At 43.7% G+C, this 24,484-nt stretch carries 15 protein-coding genes, 16 tRNA genes, 2 rRNA genes and 2 pseudogenes; 7 read left to right on the forward strand and 28 right to left on the reverse strand.

What is annotated here, in order from left to right:
- The first annotated feature begins 212 nt into the window (after window positions 1-212).
- Together NSS95_RS12135 and NSS95_RS12140 are read left to right on the forward strand one after the other, a co-directional pair.
- The gene (locus NSS95_RS12135; protein WP_035184018.1) at window positions 213-899 is read left to right on the forward strand and encodes a response regulator transcription factor; all 687 of its coding nucleotides are present in this window, start codon (window positions 213-215) and stop codon (window positions 897-899) included.
- Complete coding sequence (locus NSS95_RS12140) at window positions 899-2,257, forward strand: sensor histidine kinase (RefSeq protein WP_340713914.1); 1,359 nt, start codon at window positions 899-901, stop codon at window positions 2,255-2,257. Before NSS95_RS12135 ends, NSS95_RS12140 begins: the two co-directional genes overlap by 1 nt.
- Window positions 2,258-2,436: 179 nt before the next feature.
- Here NSS95_RS12140 and NSS95_RS12145 read toward each other — a convergent pair whose 3' ends face one another.
- Window positions 2,437-3,069 (reverse strand): DUF5666 domain-containing protein, encoded by a 633-nt coding sequence (locus tag NSS95_RS12145; RefSeq protein WP_340713915.1) that lies wholly within the window; start codon window positions 3,067-3,069, stop codon window positions 2,437-2,439.
- A 422-nt stretch (window positions 3,070-3,491) separates the two neighbouring features.
- On the opposite strand from NSS95_RS12145, the gene NSS95_RS12150 reads away from it, so the two are divergent.
- The 3 genes and pseudogenes from NSS95_RS12150 (at window position 3,492) to NSS95_RS12160 (ending at window position 7,967) form a co-directional block, all read left to right on the forward strand.
- Entirely contained in the window at window positions 3,492-4,802 is a 1,311-nt protein-coding gene (locus NSS95_RS12150; protein ID WP_014095824.1) for a transposase family protein, read from the forward strand.
- A 286-nt stretch (window positions 4,803-5,088) separates the two neighbouring features.
- Window positions 5,089-6,402 (forward strand): IS1380-like element ISBco1 family transposase, encoded by a 1,314-nt coding sequence (locus NSS95_RS12155; protein WP_014097406.1) that lies wholly within the window; start codon window positions 5,089-5,091, stop codon window positions 6,400-6,402.
- A 228-nt stretch (window positions 6,403-6,630) separates the two neighbouring features.
- A pseudogene (locus NSS95_RS12160) lies at window positions 6,631-7,967 on the forward strand (IS1380 family transposase).
- Window positions 7,968-8,963: 996 nt separating this feature from the next.
- Here the strand turns inward: NSS95_RS12160 and NSS95_RS12165 are convergent.
- The 10 genes and pseudogenes from NSS95_RS12165 to NSS95_RS12210 form a co-directional block, all read right to left on the reverse strand.
- Window positions 8,964-9,848, reverse strand: coding sequence for a YitT family protein (locus NSS95_RS12165; protein ID WP_014097404.1), 885 nt, complete (start codon window positions 9,846-9,848; stop codon window positions 8,964-8,966).
- Window positions 9,849-10,050: 202 nt separating this feature from the next.
- Window positions 10,051-10,425, reverse strand: a complete 375-nt coding sequence (locus NSS95_RS12170) for a MarR family winged helix-turn-helix transcriptional regulator (protein ID WP_014097403.1) — start codon at window positions 10,423-10,425, stop codon at window positions 10,051-10,053.
- A 180-nt stretch (window positions 10,426-10,605) separates the two neighbouring features.
- Window positions 10,606-11,970, reverse strand: a pseudogene (locus NSS95_RS12175) (ISLre2-like element ISBco5 family transposase).
- A 69-nt stretch (window positions 11,971-12,039) separates the two neighbouring features.
- Complete coding sequence (locus tag NSS95_RS12180) at window positions 12,040-12,486, reverse strand: MFS transporter (protein WP_014097401.1); 447 nt, start codon at window positions 12,484-12,486, stop codon at window positions 12,040-12,042.
- A 121-nt stretch (window positions 12,487-12,607) separates the two neighbouring features.
- Window positions 12,608-13,993, reverse strand: a complete 1,386-nt coding sequence (locus tag NSS95_RS12185; RefSeq protein WP_014097400.1) for an MFS transporter — start codon at window positions 13,991-13,993, stop codon at window positions 12,608-12,610.
- Between the two features lie 346 nt (window positions 13,994-14,339).
- Window positions 14,340-14,612, reverse strand: coding sequence for a hypothetical protein (locus NSS95_RS12190; protein ID WP_061577275.1), 273 nt, complete (start codon window positions 14,610-14,612; stop codon window positions 14,340-14,342).
- A 128-nt stretch (window positions 14,613-14,740) separates the two neighbouring features.
- Window positions 14,741-15,625, reverse strand: coding sequence for a DMT family transporter (locus NSS95_RS12195; RefSeq protein ID WP_017550135.1), 885 nt, complete (start codon window positions 15,623-15,625; stop codon window positions 14,741-14,743).
- 410 nt (window positions 15,626-16,035) lie between these two features.
- On the reverse strand, window positions 16,036-17,163 hold the full coding sequence (locus NSS95_RS12200) for a zinc-dependent alcohol dehydrogenase family protein (RefSeq protein WP_340713916.1): 1,128 nt from the start codon (window positions 17,161-17,163) through the stop codon (window positions 16,036-16,038).
- Window positions 17,164-17,550: 387 nt separating this feature from the next.
- Window positions 17,551-17,632: transfer RNA gene (locus NSS95_RS12205), tRNA-Leu, on the reverse strand.
- A gap of 117 nt (window positions 17,633-17,749) precedes the next feature.
- Window positions 17,750-18,769 (reverse strand): LLM class flavin-dependent oxidoreductase, encoded by a 1,020-nt coding sequence (locus NSS95_RS12210; RefSeq protein ID WP_061565773.1) that lies wholly within the window; start codon window positions 18,767-18,769, stop codon window positions 17,750-17,752.
- Between the two features lie 139 nt (window positions 18,770-18,908).
- Here NSS95_RS12210 and NSS95_RS12215 point away from each other — a divergent pair, with 139 nt between their 5' ends.
- Together NSS95_RS12215 and NSS95_RS12220 are read left to right on the forward strand one after the other, a co-directional pair.
- Window positions 18,909-19,061: a hypothetical protein gene (locus NSS95_RS12215; protein WP_340713917.1), complete on the forward strand. Its 153-nt coding sequence runs from the start codon at window positions 18,909-18,911 to the stop codon at window positions 19,059-19,061.
- Window positions 19,062-19,143: 82 nt separating this feature from the next.
- On the forward strand, window positions 19,144-19,608 hold the full coding sequence (locus NSS95_RS12220) for a DUF421 domain-containing protein (protein WP_340713918.1): 465 nt from the start codon (window positions 19,144-19,146) through the stop codon (window positions 19,606-19,608).
- Window positions 19,609-19,850: 242 nt separating this feature from the next.
- On the opposite strand, the gene NSS95_RS12225 is transcribed toward NSS95_RS12220, so the two are convergent.
- The 17 genes from NSS95_RS12225 to NSS95_RS12305 form a co-directional block, all read right to left on the reverse strand.
- Window positions 19,851-19,932 (reverse strand) — tRNA-Leu (locus NSS95_RS12225).
- A 9-nt stretch (window positions 19,933-19,941) separates the two neighbouring features.
- Window positions 19,942-20,015: transfer RNA gene (locus tag NSS95_RS12230), tRNA-Cys, on the reverse strand.
- Between the two features lie 5 nt (window positions 20,016-20,020).
- Window positions 20,021-20,095: transfer RNA gene (locus tag NSS95_RS12235), tRNA-Gly, on the reverse strand.
- A gap of 3 nt (window positions 20,096-20,098) precedes the next feature.
- A tRNA-Gln gene (locus NSS95_RS12240) sits at window positions 20,099-20,170 on the reverse strand.
- 7 nt (window positions 20,171-20,177) lie between these two features.
- Window positions 20,178-20,253: transfer RNA gene (locus NSS95_RS12245), tRNA-His, on the reverse strand.
- Window positions 20,254-20,261: 8 nt separating this feature from the next.
- A tRNA-Trp gene (locus NSS95_RS12250) sits at window positions 20,262-20,335 on the reverse strand.
- 8 nt (window positions 20,336-20,343) lie between these two features.
- Window positions 20,344-20,425, reverse strand: a tRNA-Tyr gene (locus NSS95_RS12255).
- Between the two features lie 8 nt (window positions 20,426-20,433).
- A tRNA-Thr gene (locus tag NSS95_RS12260) sits at window positions 20,434-20,509 on the reverse strand.
- A gap of 4 nt (window positions 20,510-20,513) precedes the next feature.
- Window positions 20,514-20,589, reverse strand: a tRNA-Phe gene (locus tag NSS95_RS12265).
- Window positions 20,590-20,609: 20 nt separating this feature from the next.
- Window positions 20,610-20,685: transfer RNA gene (locus NSS95_RS12270), tRNA-Asp, on the reverse strand.
- Between the two features lie 12 nt (window positions 20,686-20,697).
- Window positions 20,698-20,771: transfer RNA gene (locus NSS95_RS12275), tRNA-Met, on the reverse strand.
- A gap of 9 nt (window positions 20,772-20,780) precedes the next feature.
- Window positions 20,781-20,856: transfer RNA gene (locus NSS95_RS12280), tRNA-Val, on the reverse strand.
- Between the two features lie 11 nt (window positions 20,857-20,867).
- A tRNA-Glu gene (locus tag NSS95_RS12285) sits at window positions 20,868-20,942 on the reverse strand.
- 13 nt (window positions 20,943-20,955) lie between these two features.
- Window positions 20,956-21,045 (reverse strand) — tRNA-Ser (locus NSS95_RS12290).
- A 4-nt stretch (window positions 21,046-21,049) separates the two neighbouring features.
- Window positions 21,050-21,124 (reverse strand) — tRNA-Asn (locus NSS95_RS12295).
- Window positions 21,125-21,130: 6 nt separating this feature from the next.
- Window positions 21,131-21,246: ribosomal RNA gene (rrf, locus tag NSS95_RS12300) — 5S ribosomal RNA — on the reverse strand.
- Between the two features lie 281 nt (window positions 21,247-21,527).
- Window positions 21,528-24,460 (reverse strand): 23S ribosomal RNA (locus NSS95_RS12305).
- Between the last annotated feature and the right edge of the window lie 24 nt (window positions 24,461-24,484).

Consider the following 24,484-nt stretch of genomic DNA (forward strand, 5'->3'; position numbering starts at 1 on the left):
GCATTGCCAGCAGCTCCACCCACCTATCAAATCATTCAGTTCATTCATTTTTTGACTTTGAGGCAATGGGCCGGAAGAGTTTAAAAACCGTTTCAACGCACTTTGATTTTTCAAACAAAAGTACTGACTGCATTCCTTTCAAAACAGAAAATTGTTAAAATAATGATGGGAATGCACTTTCAGAAGGAGCTGGTCCAGAATTGTCAAAAATCATGATTGTGGAAGACGATGTGAAAATTGCACGGGTGCTGGAGCTCGAATTGCAGCATGAGCACTATGATACCGTTTGGGTAGAGAACGGATCACAAGCACTCAACCTGCTAGAAAGCGAAGATTGGGATTTGGTACTGCTGGATGTGATGATCCCCTGCTTGAGCGGTCTCGAGGTTTTGCGGCGCTACCGTATGAGAAACAGCCGGACACCGGTCATTTTGCTGACAGCCCGCAATTCTGTCCTCGATAAGGTGAACGGGCTAGACCATGGTGCAAATGACTATATTACAAAGCCTTTCAATATTGAGGAATTGCTCGCGCGGATCCGTGCCGCGCTGAGAACGGGTGCACTCCATACCGGCAAATCCGAAAACAGCAAGAAACACGAATATGCCCTTGCCGATTTGCTTGTCAACACGGCAACAAGGCAGGTGACAAGAGGCGGCAAACCGATTGAATTGACAAAACGGGAATTTGATCTTTTATGCTATTTGTTAAAGAATAAACGCATTGTATTAAACCGAGAACAGTTGTTAAATGAAGTATGGGGATTTGAATATGCGGGAGATACGAATGTTGTAGATGTTTATATTGGCTATTTGCGCAAAAAAATTGACCACGGGCACGAAACAGCGCTGATCCACACAGTGAGGGGCGTTGGTTATACAATGAAGGAGACGGGTTAATGTCGATTAAGAAAAAACTTTCGGCATTGCTTATTCTCTGGTCTTTTATTGTGCTCTTTGCCGGCAATACCATTGTATTTTTGGCGTTTCTTTATTTTTCAAAAGACCGGTTGGAAACAAGCCTGGAGAACAGTGCTGAACAATTAGCTGAAAGTGTGAGCAGCGGGGATGCGCTTTTTTCCGATCCGGAACCGATATTGCAAACGCATGTACCGGATGAAGGGATGATCCGTTTATTTAATGCACAGCACCAAAAGGTTTATGTAAAAGCCGATGAAGAAGACCTGTTGTCCATCAAACCGGTGTTTCCGAAAGATGACCAAACCCGTACTATTAAAGGTGAGGATTTCACTGCTATTGTGGCCTCCTATCCGATCATGGAAAACGGAAAATACCTTGGAATGTTGGAACTCTCCGTGGTCCCCGAAGACATATTTGAAGACAGCCGACTGCTGCTTACGATCTTACTGGCCTCCTCTGCTGTTTTAATTGTGCTGGCCGCATTTGTAGGTGTAAAAACTTCCGGTCTGTTCTTAAAACCGGTCTCAACGATGATGAAGACGATGGCGGATATTGAAGAAAACGGCCGCTTTGAAAAGATCCCGCTTGCCCTGAATCATCACGATGAACTGTACCAAATGGCGCTTACCTTTAATGCCATGATTGACCGGCTTGAGGCCATGTTTAAAAAGCAGGAGCAATTTATCTATGACGCCTCCCATGAACTGAAAACACCGCTTACGGTTATTGAAAGCTATGCTGCCATGTTACGGCGCTGGGGAAAAGATGATCCCGAAATCCTGGCTGAAGGGATTGCCGCCATTTCGGATGAAAGCCGGAGACTCAATTCGATCGCCGAGCAGCTGCTTGCGCTTGCCCGTAGTGAAGATGTTTCGTATGAGTTGCAACCGGTTGATGCCGCCAATCTTTGCAGGCAAACTGCAAAGCGGCTCAGCCAATCATCCAACCGCAGCATTTCTGTGAAAGCTGAAACACCCGGGCTGTATGCATGGACCAATGAAGAAAAGTTTGTCCAGGTGCTGGTCATCCTTTTGGACAATGCACTGAAATACAGCAGCTTTCCCGTACAGATTGAAGTGGGAAGCGATAATGATTTTGTGACGGTCACCGTAATAGATCACGGCACCGGCATTCCAAAAGAAGACTTGCCGCATCTCTTTGAACGGTTTTACCGGGTCGACAAAGCGCGAACACGGGGAACCGGCGGGACCGGACTGGGCCTTTCGATCGCCCATTCAATTATGACCCAGCATGGCGGGGGGATTAAAATTGAAAGCGAAGAAGGAAAAGGGACGCGGGTGTGCCTGCAGTTTAAAAAAGTGGTTGATGCCTCATGATCCATCCAGACGGCTCCGGTTTCTTGCGGAGGCGGCCGGGATTCCTGCTGTTTGCTCTTGCCTGTTCCGCTTTGATTCATCCCCTGCATTCATTTTTCAAAAAAGCAAACCGGTATAATTTGCAAAAAAACTGCCTGGGTTTTGGCAGTTTTTTACTCGTGTATTCCTAATTTTCACGGTCAGTCATCATAGCCATCAAGAAATTCGTCATCAAGTTCTGCAGATAAAATTTTATCATGTTCATCAAGATCCAATTCGACTGGTACACCCTTTAGACTGCCACGGTAGCCGTCCCGGTCAAAACGGTAGAAGTGCCCCTTTGTAAAGCTTTTTGTTGTGCCATTCGCCTCAACCTTCATTGATTCTTTTTCGTCTGATACGATAACAGCTTTCACATCCATTGTCCGTTCTGTTTCGATTTTTACCGCTTCTTCTCCTGACGCCTTCAATTCAACAAGCACGCCTTTTTTTAACGGCAAGGAAAAATCTTCGACTACTGTTTGATTCGTCAACTTGAATGTTTCGCTTCCGCCGAACGGAAATGAAACGGTAATGCTTTGTTTATCCAGCGCAGTGACTTTGCCTTCTGTTTCGCGAATGACTGGATTAGCTGTTTTGCTCTGCCCGCCTTCTTTATTAACTGTGTAAGAAGCAACAGGTTCCTCTTTTTTTGCTTCTGGCGCAGAAATGGTTTCGGCTGGGTCTGAATAAACGACTGGCCGTTCTTCTTTCATATTCATTCCGACAGCAATGCCGGCTCCCCCTGCAACGGAGAGGACTATTACCCCGATTAAAACTTTTATCCACTTCATTACGGTTCAATCCCCTTTCACTTGTTTGTTACTATATATTAGTCAGAAAATTTAATAAGACCTTAAGCAAAACCTGAATCCGTGACGAAATTTTCACTTAACGTTAACCCATTCGCATGAAATCTAGTATAATACGCATATCTATTAATCTGAATTATTCACAGAAATTCAGAAACTTATTATAACTTATGGATTACCAAGCCTTTTCGGCTTTATTGTAATTCAGCTCTGAGGAGTAAAAATTTTTCGTGATAATTTAAGTATCCCCCCCAAAAATACGGCCAAATATGTAATAATTTAAATAATTAGAGCTTGCTGGACGAATATTTTGGCATGGCTTAGTGACAAGTCGAATACAAGCTAAAATTTGATTCGTTCAGCAAGCCCTAATTAAACTTGGCTGTTTTGAGGGGGTTTTTATTTTGGTTACTAGAAAAGAAAAAAGAAATCGTGAAAAAGAAGCAAATTATTTTTTCGAGTTCCTTAAAATTCAGAAGCATTTTTTCAAAGACCTGATGAATAACCTAAAAAAGGTAGCAGACCACCGACATCAAAGCTATATCACTTATGGTCCAGAGGTCCTTTTATTTACGATGATGTTGAAAAATATGACCGGCCTAAAATCCATGAGAAACATGAGTGAGCGTTTTAATAAAGAAGAATGTATTAAAAATGTAGGGAAGGTGTTAGGCTTAGATTCTCTTGAAGAACTTCCACATTATGATACAATTAACGACTTTTTATCTGGCTTAGATGTAAATGAATTAGAAAAAATTAGAACGTATATGATTAAAGAATTATTGAAAAAAAGGTCTCTCGAGTCTTATCGAATTGAAGGAAAGTACTGGGGTGTCATCATTGATGGAACTGGATTACACACCTTTCATGAGAAACATTGTAAACACTGCCTGAGACGGGCATATACAAATAAAGAAACAGGAGAAACGAACGTACTTTATATGCACCATGTACTTGAAGCCAAGCTTGTCGTGGGGGATATGGTCTTCAGTATTGCCTCCGAATTTATCGAAAATGAATCAGAAAATGTTTCTAAGCAAGATTGTGAATTAAAAGCCTTCGACAGGCTGGCAAAGAAAATAAAAAAAATATTTAAAAGACTACCGATTTGTATCTTGGGAGATAGTCTCTATGCATGTGAAACGGTATTTAATCTGTGCAGGGCGCACAAATGGAAATATATATGCAGATTTAAGGAAGGGAGAATTAAAAGTATCTCGACGGAGTTTAAGGCAATAAAAGAGCTGGAACAAAGTAAGGATCAGAATTCATTAGTTTGGGTGAATGATATTGCCTACAAAGACAGAACGGTCAATCTGATGGAGGCCACAATGAAAACAGAGGATGGGAAATCGAAAGAGTATGTATTTATAACGGATATTAAAATCACGAAAAAGAACGTGGAACGACTCATCGCTGCAGGAAGAAGCCGCTGGAAGATTGAAAATCAAGGATTTAACGAACAAAAAAATAATCGTTACAATATAGAACATGCCAATAGCCAAAACTACACAGCCATGAAAAATCATTATTTATTAGTTCAAATAACAGATATTATTAGACAGCTGTTTGAAAAAGGTTCGTCAATCTTAAAAGCACTCAAAAAAACGGCAAAAGAAAAATCCTCAAATCTGTTGGAATCGTTTCGGACACGCATTTTAACAGACGAGGATTTCACCCATTTAAGTAAGCCAATACAAGTAAGGTTTACTTAATGGTTATATTATAGCAAAGGATGTGATGTAAAAAAAGGTTTTTTTGAAGTTATCCACAATTTTAAAAAAGAAATTTGCAAATTCGGCTCTTTTTGACTTTGAAAGCAGAAAAAATAGATGGAAAAATTTTCTAAATGTGGATAAGTCATTTTATCATAAAACATCTAAAAATTGATGAATTTACTCTTCAGAGCTGATTGTAATTCATTAAAAAAATGAAAAAAGAATCCATTTCTGTTAAAGTTAAAGTAACCAAAACAAAAACCAAACAGAAAGGACTCTTTATATGGTTACTTTAACGCAAAAAACACTTGATTTCAATCATAAAATTAAATTGTCAAATGATGGAGGTTCTCTTTCCTCCGATACAGGTGAGTTTCTTTTTAGAGAATTCGATGAAAAAATTGGTTTTTCAAAGACTTTAGTTAAGTACTTGAGACTTAACGATTCAAGGAAATATTATCTTCATTCAAATGAAAACTTGTTACGTCAAAAAGTCTATCAACTCATTGCCGGGTATGCGGAAGATGATGCGGCTGATCAGTTGACTCATGATCCTGTGTTTAAGGAAATCATTGAAACTCCAACACTTGCTTCCCAGCCCAGTTTGTCTCGCTTTTATACACGATTTGATAAAGATTCAATTGAACAATTAAATCTGGCTAACCAAGAAGTGCTTGATAAGATTCATTGTTTTCGACAATCGAAAGAGTTATTTATCGACTTGGATTCGACTCATTCGGATACATATGGGGACCAAGAATCTTCGTCATATAATACTCATTATGGCACGATGGGTTTTCATCCATTAGTCGCCTTTGATGGTGCGACTGGTGACTTTTTGAAAGCACAACTCCGTCCCGGAAATGTTTATACATCAAATGGTGTGGTGGAATTTATTCGGCCTCTCATTAAACATTATAACGAAATGTTTCCGGAAACTACCCTGTTTCTTCGTGGAGATAGCGGGTTTGCTGTTCCGGGATTATACGATCTGTGTGAAGAAGAATCTGTTTTGTATATTATTCGGTTGAAATCGAATTCACAACTACAAAGTTTAGCGAAGGAATACCATCCTTCTTCCGCACCTTTAGATGTTTCCAAGACGGAAACCTATTATGAAGAAACGATTTACCAAGCAAAATCATGGTCAAAACCAAGAAGGGTGATTATTCAATCGGTACGTCCTGCAGGTGAGCTGTTCTTTACCCATTCCTTTTTTGTTACTAACTTTGAATTAGCTTTTCCTCAAGATATCGTCCGAGCTTATCAAAAAAGAGGGACGATGGAAAACTATATCAAAGAAGCAAAAAATGGCTTTTACTTTGATCATATGAATAGCCACGCTTTTCTAGTGAACGAAGTAAAAATGATGTTAACACTTCTTGCATATAATTTGACCAATTGGTTACGAACTCTTTGTTTTCCGGAAGGTCAAAAAACTATGCAAATTGATACGATACGTACTCGGTTAATTAAAGCGGCAAGTAAAGTCGTGAAATCAGGCAGATCCCTTTACTTCAAACTATCATCGAGTTTTGTGTATCAAAATTTCTTTTGGGATGTACTGAATCGAATTCAAAAGCTACAATTGGAATGACCAATAGAATACTTCTCATAGCTGAAAAAATAAATTTTTCAGTCAAGGGGCAAGTATGCCCAAAATACCAGAATTGTTCTATTGAAAATTCAGTTATTTTATGAATTGGCTACGGTTCTTAATTAAATACCGTTATTTTCAACTAATTTAACAAAATTTATCAAATGGGATTTGTAGCTATGAATATTTCAGGATTAAATTTAACTCATTCCACATTCAGGTGATCTAATGAAAAAGTTAGTGATAGAAGCCACGAAAGAACGAATTGTTGCCAAAGCGGTTTAGAGATAGTAGGAAATTTACTAAATCTAACGAATTTAGCTTCCAGGTTAAATGCCTATCGACTCCCTGATATTTCCAGAAATCCCGTCTGTTCCAATGCTGATGTGGCCAAATCCTATATTGGCCTGCTTTGCCAATGAAAAAGCGATTATGACAATATTGAAACCTTCCGCGAAGATGCCTTTTTTGCACTGGCTTTGGATATCCAAAGGGTTCCTTCCAGCCCGACTTTAAGGCAGCGACTGGACCAAGCTGCCTTGACGGAAAAATGGAAAGCGATCTTGCATGAAGAATCGCTGAATCTGATCCGCAATACAAATGCGGAAATTAGCCCAGTTTACGCCAAAGACAAGCCGTATATCCCGGTTGATCTGGATGTCTCCCCTTTTGATAACTCCAAAACAAAAAAAGAAGGAGTGGAAAGAACCTATAAAGGCTGCGACGGTTATGCACCTATGTTCGCTTACATTGGGCAGGAAGGCTACTGCCTGCATGTTGAGATGCGAAAGGGAAATAACCACTGCCAAAAAGGTACGCCGAATTTTATCAAGGAAACCATCCAATCTGCCAGGAGATTAACGGATCAGCCATTGCTTTTCAGGCTTGATTCCGGAAATGACAGCCGGGATAATCTCATCATTTTCTTGGAAGAACATGCAAGCTTTGTTATCAAACGCAATCCTCGTAAGGAAAAAGCAGAAGACTGGCTTCATATTGCCCAAAAATATGGGATCTGCTGTGAAGAACGGGAAGGAAAGAAGGTTTACCTTGGATCCATCCCCGAAACCATTCAATTAAAAGACCAGATACGAACCATCCGAAAAGTCTTTAAAGTGATCGAAAGAACCATCTCAAGAGACGGCCAGATTTTTTTGATTCCCGAATATGAATTTGAAACCTACTGGACAGATCTTGAAGTGCCGCCTCATGTGGTGATCTCTCTCTATCATGACCATGGCACATGCGAACAGTTTCACAGTGAAATTAAATCAGAACTGGATCTGGAACGGTTGCCATCGGGCAAATATGAAACGAATGGCCTTGTGCTCCATTTTGGTGTATTTGCGTATAATTTACTTCGTTTGATCGGACAAGAAAGTTTGAAAAAACAAGATGCACCATTGAAAAAGAAAGCAACACGAAGAAGAATCCGAACTGTCATCCAGAATATGATTACACTGGCTTCAAAGCTTGTTTACCAAGGTCGGCAATGGAAATTAAAAGTGACGGCGACCAACAAATGGTTGCCGACTTTTGCTCGCTTATACGATGCCTTTTACTAGACAACCAGGGTAATAAGCGATAAGAAGAAAAGCCGAAACAAACCAGAAAACTTGCAAAAAAATGGAAATTTGCAGGTTTATTTTTCGTACCTAAAATAAATGAAATAGGAAAAAATTTACCTACCAAAGTTACAAGGATATATTTTATGAATAATCAGTTACATCTAGAAATCCACACTTGGGAAAACTACCTATTACCGATGTTTGTTAGATTTTCGTCACGGATTCAGGTAAAAGATATAATGGTTAGCAACACGAGCATCATAACTTCTTCAATGAGTGACTTTATTTTTCTCATCGTTCCTAGTTTATTTTACCTGTCTGTTGGAATACTCATTTTCAAAAAAGCATTAGCCAAAGCGGTTGAAAAAGCAATCTTGGGTTTTCACTAAGTGAATGAAAAGAAAAGACTTAGCACGCAGAAAAGCAGCCAAAATAAAATGTTTACCCTTCAAACCCGAAGGCTTAAGAGGTACCGCCGTAAACAAAACATCACTTTTTAATCAATCGTATTTCGTGCCTTCGAGAAGGATTTCCATCGCTTTAAATCTGTATATATTGCCTAGTTTCAAGTTCATGACTTTCCAAATTGACCGTGGGAATCGCTGATGTTGCCAACATTGCGGGTAATGTTCTAGGTAAAAACATCTTTTAGACATCCCCCATTTTTAACGGCTTAATTTTGGGGTTTATTTTTGGATCCATTAGACTACAGGATTGAAAAATGTAAGTATGCTTAAATCTTTGAGAACCGGATAAAAAAACCGGGGTGACGACCATGTCGATTAATATTCACGGCTTGGCTCACGGTCGAAGCATGTTCATGATTAGATGCTTCAACTGATTTTCCAATATCATTTGCAAAAGCAACACCCCTTCCCAATTTTTCTCTTATATCATCAGCATATTCTTTTTAAGTTTTTTAAATCTAAAAAAGCACAGGATATTACCAATTGAAACAAGAAGATACGATGACAATCGGTGATAATATTTAAATTAATGTATGTTTCGTTTTTTGAAGTTACCACCCCTCACTTCTGAAACATCGTACACAGTTACAAAAGCATGCTTATCAATTTCATAAATAATTTCTTTTATTTTGCTATCCTCTAATCGGTTAATGACACATGTAATTTCTTTGAATTGTTCGTTTGAATAACCGCCTTCAACCAGGTTATACGTTGCACTACGTCCCAAGCGGTCACGTATGGTTTCAACCATTAATTCTGGTTGATCGGTGATAATTTTAAAGGTTTTAGAACCGCTTAACCCTTCTTCAACAATATGAATGACTTTGGAAGCAATAAAGTAGACAATTGCAGAAAGAATTGCTCCTTGGAGGCCAAATACTATGGCGACAATAATAAAAACAAACATGTTTAAAAATAAGATGAGGTCACTTGACCCAAAAGGCAATTTTCGAGAAAGTAGTACCGCTAACATATCAATCCCGTCTAATGCACCGCCATTCCGTAACGCCAACCCCATTCCAAATCCGATAATAATACCCCCAACAACGGTTATTATCATTGTATCACCTTGAATAATAGCAGGCAGGGGACGCATAAGTCTTGTACCAATAGCTAGTGAGGCAATACCTATCATTGAATAAATAGCAAAGCTTTTACCAATTTGTTTATACCCTAAAAATACAAACGGAATATTTATTACTACAATCAGAAGTCCCAGGGGCAATCCAGATAATTGAGAACCCACGATACTTAGGCCTGTTACCCCACCGTCCGATACATTATTTGGGATCAATACCGTTTCGAGTCCATATGCTGCTATAAAAGCGCCTATCATAACAGCTAATGCTCGTGACACCTTTTTAAGTCTAATGGTTCTTCTTTTCTTAGTGGTTGTACTGGTTGTACTCATTTGATTTCCCCTTTTCAACGATTTTCTCTTTAAGCTATACACTTATTCATTTATTGTTTTAATTGCCACGGTAGTGCTTATTTCCAATTTCACAAGTAATGCCTGACAATAACTTAGTAACCATATTCATTAAGGTGATTTAAAAGTTCCTGCTGTATACGAGTAAAGACTGAATATCTTCTTCAGGCATTTTTTCTATTGCTTAAAGCATCGCTTGATAAGGAATTGCGTTCTTACTTGATTTCTTTGCCAATTCCTCCCCTTTCAATGTTAACTGTAGCTTTACTTCTCTTCGATCTTCTGTTGAGAGTTTCCTTTCTATTAGACCCATATTAACCAATTTATCAATACCAACACTTATTGTACTCTTTGATAATACAAGCCTTTCTGCCAGCTCTTGCTGTGTGGATTCAGGAAAAGCGAGTAAAGTATTAAGGATGGATAGTTGTTGGAGAGACAAGCCAAAATTTTCCGCATTCTTTTTCGCTAATTTAGCTGTAAATTTGCCAATAGCCGTTAATAATTGATAAATCTCCATGGCTTGCTTCACTTTTGGGTCATCATAGTTTAAGTCCATTTTACTCACACCTTTAAGAAGTAGTTCATTTATAAACTGTTTTTATATAAACTATTTTACACTAAAAAGGGTAAAAAGAAAAATGGACTGGATCACTGGTATGTGTCAAGTTTTTCTCGACAAGGTTTAAATATCGGGTATTCCAAGACACTCTTTTTGTACACTTTCGGCTACCGTGCTTTACTTGCTCGGTGTAATTTTCGGAAAAGATGTAATATTTCCGTATAAAGATGGATAACGGGGATGTTGAGACATCCTGATGGATTGTTTCAAGTTCCGTTGCTTTCTCTCGCTTCTTGAACGGTGTTTCAGATAGGCTTCTCTCAATGTCCCATTGAGTATGCCTTGTTTGATTTTCACCATGGCTTCTGCGCCAAGTTCACTCCAATGCATGCCCCTTTTTTTCATCCTGAAGGAGATATGCCTTTGATTCGATTCCATCGCTCCTAGGCCTCTCGCACCTTCCGGCACGTTTTTCACCCTGTCTCTCCAGTCAAAAATGCGGTCCCAGTTTTTCAAGATATACGAACGGAATTCCTTGATTTTCTTGAGAGCCTTTTTATCCGTCAAGGTGCTTTCGTGCGTATCCAAATATAACGTGAATTGGTCCAGGTCATGCGTTCTAATCGCTTTTCTAATTTGCTCCTTGATCTCGCTCTTTCCGCCCCCAAATGTCCTTATGATGGCTTGTGCAACGTGGTAGGTATCCAGCTGGTTGAGCACCGGAAATTCCGACTGTGAGAATGCTGTTTGAAACCGTTCAGCTGTGTACCCAGCACCTCCATCACTGTTTGTAATGACATGCGCTTTTTCGAGGGAATAGGTGTTGGCAGCTGTGGCTTGGACTTCATCCCAAAATGTCTGAATGTCTTCCGTCGTCATGATGACTGTGGGCTGACGCAGGGAGACCCTTTTTCCATTGGTTTCCCAACCTTCATAGAGAATGGCATGGCGGACTTCCATACCCTGTTTCTTTTCCAGTCCCCGGATGAATACGCCATCTGCTTCGGAAAACAGGTAGTCTACCTTCTTCCCATCAGGCAGTGAAGCAGCTATTTCCATCTCTTCTACAAGGGCCTTGTCGGCTTCTGCCTGCGTTTTTCCTACGCGTTTCACCATTTCCCCTACAGTTGTATGACTAAGACTCACGGCTGTCCATTCTTTTAAAATATTCGCCACCTCCCGATAGGTGTTCTCACTTGCCAACTCTGCCACCTTTCATTCCACTAACGGGCTATATCTCCGGTGGGGTACCAGCCCCAAGCATTCATCCAAGGGATAATGTGAGTTCCCTCTCTTATCACGCATTAATGAACGTTTAAAAGTCACACTTCCAAATAGAAACTGAACGCTTCTGTTATCACTACGGCAGTACTCCCAGCCTTCCTCCAACTTCTTTTGTTTAATTGTTTTATCTAACTCCTCAAATACATCCCCAACCCATTGTGTAAAAACCTTCTGCATCAGAATTTTAATTTGTTCTTCAAATTCCATAAGACTTTTTGTATCCTTTAATAATACAGCAATTATTGATATAATATCCATGGGAAGACCTCTCTCTAGATGTTAATTCAAGGTGTACATTTAGATGATAGAGTGTCTTCCCATTTTTTTTCACTCATTTGCCCCCTCGAGTAAAATTTTACACATACTTTCCACCAATTCAGGGATAATACCTCGCATTGCAGGGGAAGTAAAGGCTCCTAATATACCATTTATAATTGCCAATGGGAAAATCGTATATGGATTTCCGCCTGCAAGGACGATAATGGCAATCCCCATTTGAGAACATCCGGAACCGAGGTTACTTAGGCGTATTAATTTATCTCGTCTGTAACGATCAGCAATACTGCCACCGATAACCAGCATCAAAATATTAGGGAGAACCGCAGCCGCCAGTATATACCCCAATAGATGTTGGCCCTGCTTAACTTTAAGAATTGCAAAAGCAAGAGAAACAGGAGTCATCGCACTTCCGAATAAAGAGACTGTTTGCCCTAAGAAAAACCACTTGAATTTTTCACTAAGTGATAAAGTATTAAATATTGACTGATTTCTCAAAGCGAGCCCTTCTTTCAATTGTTATCGGATAGGGCCCCTTTGTATGAGGCTTTCTTTTGGTAAATGTCTGATCACTTTTCCAGCCATCAATATTCTGCTTGCCTGTATATTCTTTTTCATTTTAAAGGTGAACCCTGTTTTTTCCAAAAAGTTGCGGTTCAGATAGACTCTCTATATTTTCGAGTGAACGTCCTGTCGTTTTTGGCGCCAGTAGTGCGATATCCAATACGACAATCAGCATTGCTATTGCAACAATAATAAACATCGCTGTTGCACCTTCATTTTCCAGTACCGGGAGCAGCATAAACGGCATGAGGCCGCTCATAATGCGGCTGATGCTGTATGCCATTCCGGTAGCACTCGCACGGATTTCAGTTGGAAAGATTTCCGCCTGCAGTACGTGGAAAGCATTTGAAAAGATATTGCTGCAAAGTGTATAGGCAAATCCAAATACAATGACCAGAAAAGGCGAGCCGCCGATCCCAAATAAAACGCCAAATACACCCATACAAACAGCGGAAAAGCACACCAGCCATTTACGGTCCATTTTTTCGATAAGCGGAACAGAAAGTAATGATCCGAGCGGGTAGCCGATAAATGACAAGGCAATATACTCCAGTGAATGCGTGACGGTGTAGCCCTTTGATGCGAGTACAAGCGGTGCGAGCGTCCCAAAGCCGTAGTAGCCAATCGTTTGGAAAATTTGAAAAATGTAAAGCATGACCGTACTTTTCCATAATCTTTTTTGAAAGACAGCACTCAAAGTACTTCCCTTTGGCGTTTGATCTGCAGGCTCAGATTGCAATTTTGAAACCATCCCGGCCTCTTTCTTTCCTTCCTGAAATCTCTCCAATAATGCAACTGCTTCCTGCATTCTTCCTTTAGTGGCAAGCCAGCGCGGAGACTCCGGAAGCGACCGCGCCGCTATCAAGACGAAAACACCCCCTGCCGCCCCAAGCAGGAACACCCATCTCCATCCATCCAATCCCATTGGGCTTAAAGGTACAAGGACACGGGAAAGAAATCCTTCAACAGGAACGGCGAGAAAACCAAGCGTATACGCCCAGGCAATATATTTCCCGCGTTTTACCGACGGAATCAATTCGCTTAAATATGTATCACATAACGCCGGCTGCGCGCCCAGGCCCATTCCTGCCAGGAACCGGAAAAAAATGACCGTGCCGACATTCGGGCTAAAGGCAATGAAAATAGTAAAAAGACTATAAATGCCGATATTGAGCATAAACGCCCGCTTTCTGCCGTAACGGTCCGCAATATGGCAAAGGAAAATAGCCCCGATAAACATCCCCAAAAAGCTGGAGCCCAGCAGCAAAGGCATAAGTGAAGCAGAGACATGAAATTCTTCACCTAATACACTGGAGAGCACCCCTGCAAGAAATAACTCAAAAAAATCAAAAAATAATCCCATTCCAATTACCATGGTTGCCCGTCGTTGCACTTTTCCTACTGACAGTCTGTCCAACTGATGCCCGATCGTCTGATTCAACGGTCATACCTCCCTGAATTGTCATTTTTTAGCTGAATGAAACTTCAACTTAATTGAATCGGTCGCTAATATTGTATGGATTTCTAATATTTCAAAAATTAAATATCTCTATATTAGTATTTTTTATTCAGCTCGTCAACCCTTTTTGCAGATTTTTTAGAGATTAAAAAAAGTGGAAGCCTTCTATTTTTGGCAATCAACAGGTATCCCAAACGGACGGCGTGAAAGCGAAATGCAACAGCAATATGCGGGGTCCCATAAACGCACTCTTTTAAAAGAATGGGAAAGAAGCGGAGCTGCAGAGGATAAAGAACATGTATTGTGACCGGTAAAATGATGGTGCAGCTCAGCCATATGAAAAAGTGCCGCGATTGCGGGCGTCGGTTGAGATGGCAAAAACTGATGTGTAGCTCGACCATATGAAAAAGTGCTGCTGAATTTTTGCTGCCATAAACAATCCAACCACCCCCAAAAAAAAATAACCGTTCCCATCCCCTAGATCAAACTGCGGATAAGAAAGCCAATTTAGGGCTTGCTGAATAAGCAAAATTCCTAGATTTGGCAAGGATGCTGACAGCTTTGGCAAAAATTTAAATACAAGGGGATTATAAAAATCCAAAGAAAAGCTTGCACTTGAAAACTGATTCAATGTATAGAAAAGACAGAATCGCATTTTCGAAGTTCTTCTAGAGCTTACTGACAAAGTGGGGACAAACGCAGAAGCGGATTCGTTCAGCAAGCCCCAATTTATACTTGTCTTTGTGTTGCCGGGTCTTCCTGTCTGTTTTTTCTTACTGTATAGGAGACAGCTAAAAAGATGATGGCGATGCCGGCTGCCTGCATATAGGACGGTGCGAAACCAGTGATGAAAATATCAAGCAAAATGGCAACGCACGGATCAAGATAAGAAAGGGCTGAGATGACGGACGTGCGCAAAAATCGGATGCTGCCATAAAACAGCAAATACACGATACCGGTATGGATGACACCTGTCAGCAAGCTGAATGTCCAGTTTTCGGGAGTGAGCCCAGTGTATTTTGAAAAGTCGACAAAAGGCGCCAGCATGATGACCCCGATGAATGTTTGCAGAAACGTGACGAGGTATGGACTTGCCTGTTTGATCCTTGTGCCGATCATCACTGTACCTGCATAAAAAATCGCCGCACAAAATGCGTAAACCGACCCAACCAGGAGAACGTGGCTGAACGCAGAGGAAGCTGTTACGGTAATCATGATGGTGCCGATAAAGGCCGCCAAAGTGGCAAGCAGTCCGCCCCATTGGAATTTTTCCCGGAACAGCGTCCAACCTGCAACAAGCACAATGAGCGGAGCTGTATTGTAAATGGAAATCGCGGCGGTGACAGAAGTTTTTTCAAACGCCAAAAACAAGAAAAGCCAGTTGATGACAAGCGTAACACCTCCGCCTAAAATAAAGAGCATCTCTTTTATACTCCAGCGCTCTTTTTTGTACTGGCCGGTCGCAAGCCAGTAAACGGCTAAGATCGCTGAAGCACTCACACAGCGGACGAAAACGAGTTCCAGTGCGGGCAGGCCCGTATACTTAGAGAAAAATCCGATTGAACCAAAAATCACCATGGAGATGCTTAGTTTTAAAAATGCCGGTTTATTCATGAAAGTAATCCTTCTTTTATGTATAAAGTCGTATTTTCAGTATAATTTGTATTGAAAAAATTGTAAATAAAAGGCCTGGCACTTTGCGTGGCGCCAAGCCTTTTGTAGACCACGTATACGACCCTGCCGCCATCCTCCTCAAAGCGGATGCTGACGGAATCCTATATTTCTCCTCAAACCATTTGCGAATCGCTGGATTCAGTCAGGAAATCAAAATTTTTGCCGTTTTATAAAATGAACAAAATATTCCAGCCCTGTTATCTGCTGTACCAAGTCGTCATCATGCAAATGGGTGCTCGGACTTGATGTAAATACTTAAGTTCATTTCTAGTTGCTTGATCTCTTCTTTATTGTGTTTTAACATGGCTGCCACTTTATCGGCACGGGGCACCTTTTTTGGCAATCATCTTTTAGTCGAACCGAATCATGATTCTAGATGAATCCCCTTTAGCCAATTTGTCGAAACTCTCATTTATCTCATCCAAAGAAATGACATCACTTACCAATTCATCCACTGGCAAGCGGCCGTTTTTAAAAAGCCGGATATAATTTGGAATATCCCTTTCTGGAACACAGCTACCGATATAGGAACCTTTTAGCGTCCGTTCCTCAGCCGTCAGCGTTACATAAGGGAAAGAAAAATGATGTTTTGGATCCGGTAGTCCTGTCGTAACGGTTGTGCCACCGCGCTTGGTGATGGCGTATGCCGTTTCCATCGCCGGGACTGCACCTACCGTCTCAAAAACAGTATCCAGTCCCCCGCCAGTTGCTTCACGTATTTTCTCAACAACATCTGGATCTTTGGAATCAAATACATCTGTTGCTCCAAACCTTTTTGCCAACGCAAATTTATTTTCATTGACATCTACTGCTACTACACGGCTCGCCCCTGCTGATACAGCCCCGATTAATGCGCTTAATCCGACGCCGCCCAAACCGACAACCGCAACTGTGCTGCCCAACTTAATCCGGGCTGTATTCACGACTGCCCCGACCCCCGTAATGACAGCGCATCCAAAAAGGGCAAGCTTTTCAAACGGAACGTCTTTTTCAATTTTAATCAAAGAACGACGGGACACAACAGCATATTCTGAAAAAGCGGATACGCCGAGATGGTGCATGATGTCTTCACCATTTGCATGCAGCCGGATGCCGCCTCCTGGTAAAGTACCTGCCGCGTTTGAAGCCGCACCCGTTTCGCATAATGCAGGGCGTCCCTCCTTGCACGGCAGGCATTCGCCACAGCTTGGTACAAACACACAAACAACATGGTCACCCGGCGCAAGATCCGTCACACCTTCACCGGTTTTCACCACTTCACCGGCAGCCTCATGCCCAAGAGCCATCGGTAAAGGCCGGGGTCTGCTGCCATTTATAACAGACAAATCCGAGTGGCACAAACTGGCCGCCTTCATCTTGACAAGCACTTCTCCTTGTTGCGGTTCATCGAGTTCCAATGTTTCAATTTTAATCGGTTTGCTTGCTGCATATGGCATAGCAGCACCTGATTCCCGTAGTACAGCAGCTCTGATCTTCACTCTCACCCATCTCCTCTGAAATTCGTTATGTATCAGCGCACTTGAACGGTTTTCAAAGCCTACGAATATCACTTATATGCTTTGTTTTCGGCGAATTGGGATTGCTGAACAAATCTGGAACGCCCGGAACTAGCTGATATGCTTCATAGCCTTGATAAGTATAGTGATTTGTGTTTAGATTCGCTATTATTAAATTCTTTATTTTATTTTACGACTGAATAATGAAAAAAACAAATAAGCAGCCTTTAGTAAATGCAAACCGAAATTCATCCCTTTCCTTCTGCCCTTCACCGATTGAAGAGAGTGACTTCTGCCGGAAAATGAAAAAACGCTCCTTACTAGATTATAAGGAACGTTTTACCGAAAAACTGAAATGTGATCTTTTGATACCGGTGGTCGGGGTCGAACCGACACTCCCGAAGGAACACGATTTTGAGTCGTGCGCGTCTGCCAATTCCGCCACACCGGCATGATCCTATGAATCGCAAACAAAGCTGTTTGTTATGTCACTTTTATAATTATATCCAGATCGTAAAAAATGTCAATAACCATTTTGCGAAAAAGGGAAGCAAAACAGCTCCCCTATTCACGCATGATCTTCCTTCAGTTCACTTAGGATCTCATAAGACCGCAGCCGCTCTTCATGGTTGTAAATATGCGATACAAACATCAACTCATCGACCTGTGTATCATCCAAAAATTCTTCCATTTTCTCTTTGATTGTCTGTTTTGAACCGATAAAAGCATATTCAAGCTGACGCAATGCCGCTTCTTTTTCAAACGGAGTCCAAATCCCGTTCATGCTATCGACAGGCGGCTGCAGCGTCTGCGATTTTCCACGGATAACGCCGAGGAAAAACTGGTACAGGCTTGTTGCGATCCTTTCTGCTTCTGCATCTGTGTCAGCTGCTACGCCATTCACACACGCAATCACATATGGCTTTTGCAAATACTTGGACGGTTTGAAGTTCTCCCGATAAAGGTATAAAGCATCAAACAATTGCGCTGGTGCAAAATGGCTTGCAAACGAAAACGGCAGGCCGAGCCTGGCAGCAAGTGTGGCACTGTATGTACTTGACCCAAGAAGCCAAACCGGAACATCCACCCCTTCTGCCACGACGGCCCGTGCATACGTCCTGCGTTCTTTATCCGAGAGAAAATAGTTCATCAGTTCTTGGACATTATCCGGAAAATCCATTTCCCCGCCCCTTAAATTCCTTCTGAGCGCCGCAGCTGTCAATTGGTCTGTACCCGGCGCACGGCCAAGGCCGAGATCAATTCTGCCTGGATAGATGGAACCCAGTGTTCCAAACTGCTCAGCCACGACAAGCGGTGCATGATTTGGAAGCATCACACCGCCAGACCCGACACGGATGGTTTTCGTCCCTGCCGCTATATACCCGACTAAAACAGCCGTTGCAGAGCTGGCTACTCCCACCATATTATGGTGCTCCGCGAGCCAGTATCGTTTGTAGCCCCAATTTTCAACATGCTGTGCGAGGCTTAGGCTATTTTTAAACGAATCTGCCGGTGTCTTTCCAGATAAAACGGGGATCAAATCTAAAACCGAAAATGCAACGTCATTCAACTTTTTTTGACTACCCATTGTCCGCTTCCTTTCCTTCTACTCGTGAAGATAGATCTATTGTAAAATAACAGATTCCCAAAACAAAATGATTTGCCTAACCTGTCCGGTGTATCCCAATGATGAGAACGTTCGTTTACGACACTGATTTTAAGGGAAAATGCAATTAAAAAATCCTTATGAACGATCGGGGCGTGGATTTTCTTCCGATACAGGTTTTCTTTTTCCTATAGAAGCAGCAGAAAGAGCATTGGTATCCAAACTGCATGAAGTTGGCGAAGTGAAAAATAGAATGCTTGCTGAAGCAGTATAAACAGTTGGATTAAGCGTTGGAAAGCCCCGTAAAAGTGAGCATTCGAGAGAAAACTGAACGTCATTGAAGGAGGGGTTTAGCGATGCAAATTGGCATGGACTTATTAAAATTGATCATGGGCTTTCTTGCGCTCATTTTTTGTCTAAAATGTACTGGCGCCAAAAGCATTTCAAACCTTACGCCAATCGACTTCATCTGGAGCATTATGCTGTCTGAAATCGTCGGCAACGGCCTTTATGACCCAAGTGTAAAATGGTACTACATTCTTGCGATGCTTTCTGTTTGGGTCATCATTAAAATCATTTTTGACATCCTCATTTACCGCTATGATAAACTGGAAAAATTCCTTATCGGGGATAAAACGCTGATGATCGATAAGGGAAAAATTAACAAAGTCGTACTGAAAAAAAATAAAATTGATATGAACCAACTGACGGAGTTATTGAGAAAGCAAGGTGTATTTTCACTTGATGAAATTGACCAGGCTTATCTTGAAAAAGATGGGACGGTTACGGTGAAAAAAAGAAAAGACAACCCTAGTAAATAGTAGGCTGCCCAGCTCTTGTTCTCATTATAAATAGAAAATTTAAGATAGTATTTTCAAACATTTCTTATAAGATCAATTCCCTTTTTGTACAAGTTAAATTGCTGTAGATACCCACAAGTGTACGTTTTCAAGCAGCCACTTAAATTGGGCTCGGCTTCAATAATATAATTGCAATAAAAAAACGCTTCTCTTTATCTTGAGAAGCGTTCCGTTTGGCATCAGCTTTCAATGTGATGCTGTTATACCGGTGGTCGGGGTCGAACCGACACTCCCGAAGGAACACGATTTTGAGTCGTGCGCGTCTGCCAATTCCGCCACACCGGCACAATATGATGGAGGCGGCAACCGGAATCGAACCGGTGATAAAGGTTTTGCAGACCTCTGCCTTACCTCTTGGCTATGCCGCCATCAATGGAGCGGAAGACGGGATTCGAACCCGCGACCCCCACCTTGGCAAGGTGATGTTCTACCACTGAACTACTTCCGCATACTGGGCCAGCTGGATTCGAACCAGCGCATGACGGAGTCAAAGTCCGTTGCCTTACCGCTTGGCTATGGCCCAATAAATATGGGGCGGATGGTGGGAATCGAACCCACGAATGCCGGAGCCACAATCCGGTGCGTTAACCACTTCGCCACAACCGCCATCATAATGGCAGGGGCAGTAGGAATCGAACCCACACTGGAGGTTTTGGAGACCTCTGTTCTACCTTTAAACTATGCCCCTTTAAAAAATGGAGGGGGACGGATTCGAACCGCCGAACCCTGAGGGAGCGGATTTACAGTCCGCCGCGTTTAGCCACTTCGCTACCCCTCCATATTGCGTGGTGCCGGCCAGAGGACTTGAACCCCCAACCTACTGATTACAAGTCAGTTGCTCTACCAATTGAGCTAGACCGGCCAAATGGTGGCTCGGGACGGAATCGAACCGCCGACACAAGGATTTTCAGTCCTTTGCTCTACCGACTGAGCTACCGAGCCACAATTATGTAAAATGTAGATGGCGGTCCCGACGGGAATCGAACCCGCGATCTCCTGCGTGACAGGCAGGCGTGATAACCGCTACACTACGGGACCTTTATATGTAAATTGCGGGGGCAGGATTTGAACCTGCGACCTTCGGGTTATGAGCCCGACGAGCTACCAGACTGCTCCACCCCGCGATGATAAAATGGTGGAGGATGACGGGATCGAACCGCCGACCCTCTGCTTGTAAGGCAGACGCTCTCCCAGCTGAGCTAATCCTCCAAATATGTAAATGGTGACCCGTACGGGATTCGAACCCGTGTTACCGCCGTGAAAGGGCGGTGTCTTAACCGCTTGACCAACGGGCCATATGGATCATGACGGAGAGCAAGGGATTCGAACCCTTGAGACAGCTTTTAGCCGCCTACACGATTTCCAATCGTGCTCCTTCGGCCTCTCGGACAGCTCTCCATAATGGCTCCGCAGGTAGGATTCGAACCTACGACCGATCGGTTAACAGCCGATTGCTCTACCACTGAGCTACTGCGGAATACAAGCCCGGCAACGTCCTACTCTCGCAGGGGGAAACCCCCAACTACCATCGGCGCTGGAAAGCTTAACTTCCGTGTTCGGGATGGGAACGGGTGTGACCTTTCCGCCATCGCCACCGGACCTCAATGACAAAAATCATTATAACAAAGTTTTCGTTTCTTATCAACAGGAATTATGTGATTCCCTGAAAACCGGATGGGAGAAAAAACTGTAAACGGAGAATGCATTTCTGCTACTAACTTTGAGAATTGTCTAGCTCCAGCGCCTATCGGCTAGCGTATTTCTACGCTTTCTCCCTACGATAAGTCAACATCGGCTCGATACCTCGCCGTGTTTCCTTTATCTCAGTCGAAAGCTCCGAAATCCGTACGCCGATGAGCGAGCGCCCTTCACTTTTCTATTTGGTTAAGTCCTCGATCGATTAGTATCCGTCAGCTCCACGCGTCGCCGCGCTTCCACCCCGGACCTATCAACCTGATCATCTTTCAGGGATCTTACCAGTATAAACTGTGGGAAATCTCATCTTGAGGGGGGCTTCATGCTTAGATGCTTTCAGCACTTATCCCTTCCGCACATAGCTACCCAGCGATGCCTTTGGCAAGACAACTGGTACACCAGCGGTGCGTCCATCCCGGTCCTCTCGTACTAAGGACAGCTCCTCTCAAATTTCCTGCGCCCGCGACGGATAGGGACCGAACTGTCTCACGACGTTCTGAACCCAGCTCGCGTACCGCTTTAATGGGCGAACAGCCCAACCCTTGGGACCGACTACAGCCCCAGGATGCGATGAGCCGACATCGAGGTGCCAAACCTCCCCGTCGATGTGGACTCTTGGGGGAGATCAGCCTGTTATCCCCAGGGTAGCTTTTATCCGTTGAGCGATGGCCCTTCCATGCGGAACCACCGGATCACTAAGCCCGACTTTCGTCCCTGCCCGACTTGTAAGTCTCGCAGTCAAGCTCCCTTATGCCTTTACACTCTGCGAATGATTTCCAACCATTCTGAGGGAACCTTTGGGCGCCTCCGTTACCTTTTAGGAGGCGACCGCCCCAGTCAAACTGCCTGCCTGACACTGTCTCCCACCCCGGTAAGGGGTGCGGGTTAGAATTTCAATACAGCCAGGGTAGTATCCCACCGATGCCTCCGCCGAAGCTGGCGCTCCGGTTTCCAAGGCTCCTACCTATCCTGTACAAGCTGTACCAAAATTCAATATCAGGCTGCAGTAAAGCTCCATGGGGTCTTTCCGTCCTGTCGCGGGTAACCTGCATCTTCACAGGTACTATAATTTCACCGAGTCTCTCGTTGAGACAGTGCCCAGATCGTTACACCTTTCGTGCGGGTCAGAACTTACCTGACAAGGAATTTCGCTACCTTAGGACCGTTATAGTTACGGCCGCCGTTTACTGGGGCTTCAGTTCAGAGCTTCGCCTTACGGCTAACCCCTCTCCTTAACCTTCCAGCACCGGGCAGGTGTCAGCCCCTATACTTCGCCTTGCGGCTTCGCAGAGACCTGTGTTTTTGCTAAACAGTCGCCTGGGCCTATTCACTGCGGCTTCCCGGGGCATACACCCCAAAAAGCACCCCTTCTCCCGAAGTTACGGGGTCATTTTGCCGAGTTCCTTAACGAGAGTTCTCTCGCTCACCTTAGGATTCTCTCCTCGCCTACCTGTGTCGGTTTGCGGTACGGGCGCCTTTCACCTCACTAGAGGCTTTTCTTGGCAGTGTGGAATCAGGAACTTCGGTACTAAAATTTCCCTCGCCATCACAGCTCCGCCTTGGCGCGAAGGATTTGCCTCCGCACCGGCCTAACTGCTTGGACGCGATCAACCAGTGTCGCGCTTGCCCTATCCTCCTGCGTCCCCCCATCGTTCAAACGGTGAAGAGGCGGTACAGGAATATCAACCTGTTGTCCATCGCCTACGCCTTTCGGCCTCGGCTTAGGCCCCGACTAACCCTGAGCGGACGAGCCTTCCTCAGGAAACCTTAGGCATTCGGTGGAAGGGATTCTCACCCTTCTTTCGCTACTCATACCGGCATTCTCACTTCTAAGCGCTCCACCGGTCCTTCCGGTCCGGCTTCAACGCCCTTAGAACGCTCTCCTACCACGGACACCATACGGTGTCCATCCGCAGCTTCGGTGATACGTTTAGCCCCGGTACATTTTCGGCGCAGCGTCACTCGACCAGTGAGCTATTACGCACTCTTTGAATGATGGCTGCTTCTAAGCCAACATCCTGGTTGTCTAAGCAACGCCACATCCTTTTCCACTTAACGTATACTTTGGGACCTTAGCTGGCGGTCTGGGCTGTTTCCCTTTCGACCATGGATCTTATCACTCACAGTCTGACTCCCAAGCATAAGTTTTTGGCATTCGGAGTTTGTCTGAATTCGGTAACCCGATGAGGGCCCCTCGTCCAAACAGTGCTCTACCTCCAAAACTCTTCGCTTGAGGCTAGCCCTAAAGCTATTTCGGAGAGAACCAGCTATCTCCAAGTTCGATTGGAATTTCTCCGCTACCCACACCTCATCCCCGCACTTTTCAACGTGCGTGGGTTCGGGCCTCCAGCAAGTGTTACCTTGCCTTCACCCTGGACATGGGTAGATCACCTGGTTTCGGGTCTGCGGCCTCATACTCTTTCGCCCTGTTCAGACTCGCTTTCGCTGCGGCTCCGCTTCTTCAGCTTAACCTTGCATGAGACCGTAACTCGCCGGTTCATTCTACAAAAGGCACGCCATCACCCGTTAACGGGCTCTGACTACTTGTAGGCACACGGTTTCAGGATCTCTTTCACTCCCCTCCCGGGGTGCTTTTCACCTTTCCCTCACGGTACTGGTTCACTATCGGTCACTAGGGAGTATTTAGCCTTGGGAGATGGTCCTCCCGGATTCCGGCGGGATTCCTCGTGTCCCGCCGTACTCAGGATCCACTCGGGAGAGAACGAAGTGTCAGTTACAGGGCTTTTACCTTCTCCGGCAGGCCTTTCCAGGCCGCTTCACTTAACCTGTTCTTTTGTAACTCCCATATGAGTGTCCTACAACCCCGGAAGGCAAGCCTTCCGGTTTGGGCTGTTTCCTGTTCGCTCGCCGCTACTTGGGAAATCGCAATTGCTTTCTCTTCCTCCGGGTACTGAGATGTTTCAGTTCCCCGGGTGTGCCCTTCCTGCCCTATGGATTCAGGCAGGAATCCTGTCCAATTAAAGACAGGGGGTTTCCCCATTCGGAAATCTCCGGATCAACGCTTACGTACAGCTCCCCGGAGCATATCGGTGTTTGTACCGTCCTTCATCGGCTCCTAGTGCCAAGGCATCCACCGTGCGCCCTTTCTAACTTAACCATAAAAGGTTTAAATCCAAAAATA

This window comes from Weizmannia sp. FSL K6-3076 (assembly GCF_038007245.1).
GTDB lineage: Bacteria > Bacillota > Bacilli > Bacillales > Bacillaceae_C > Weizmannia > Weizmannia faecalis.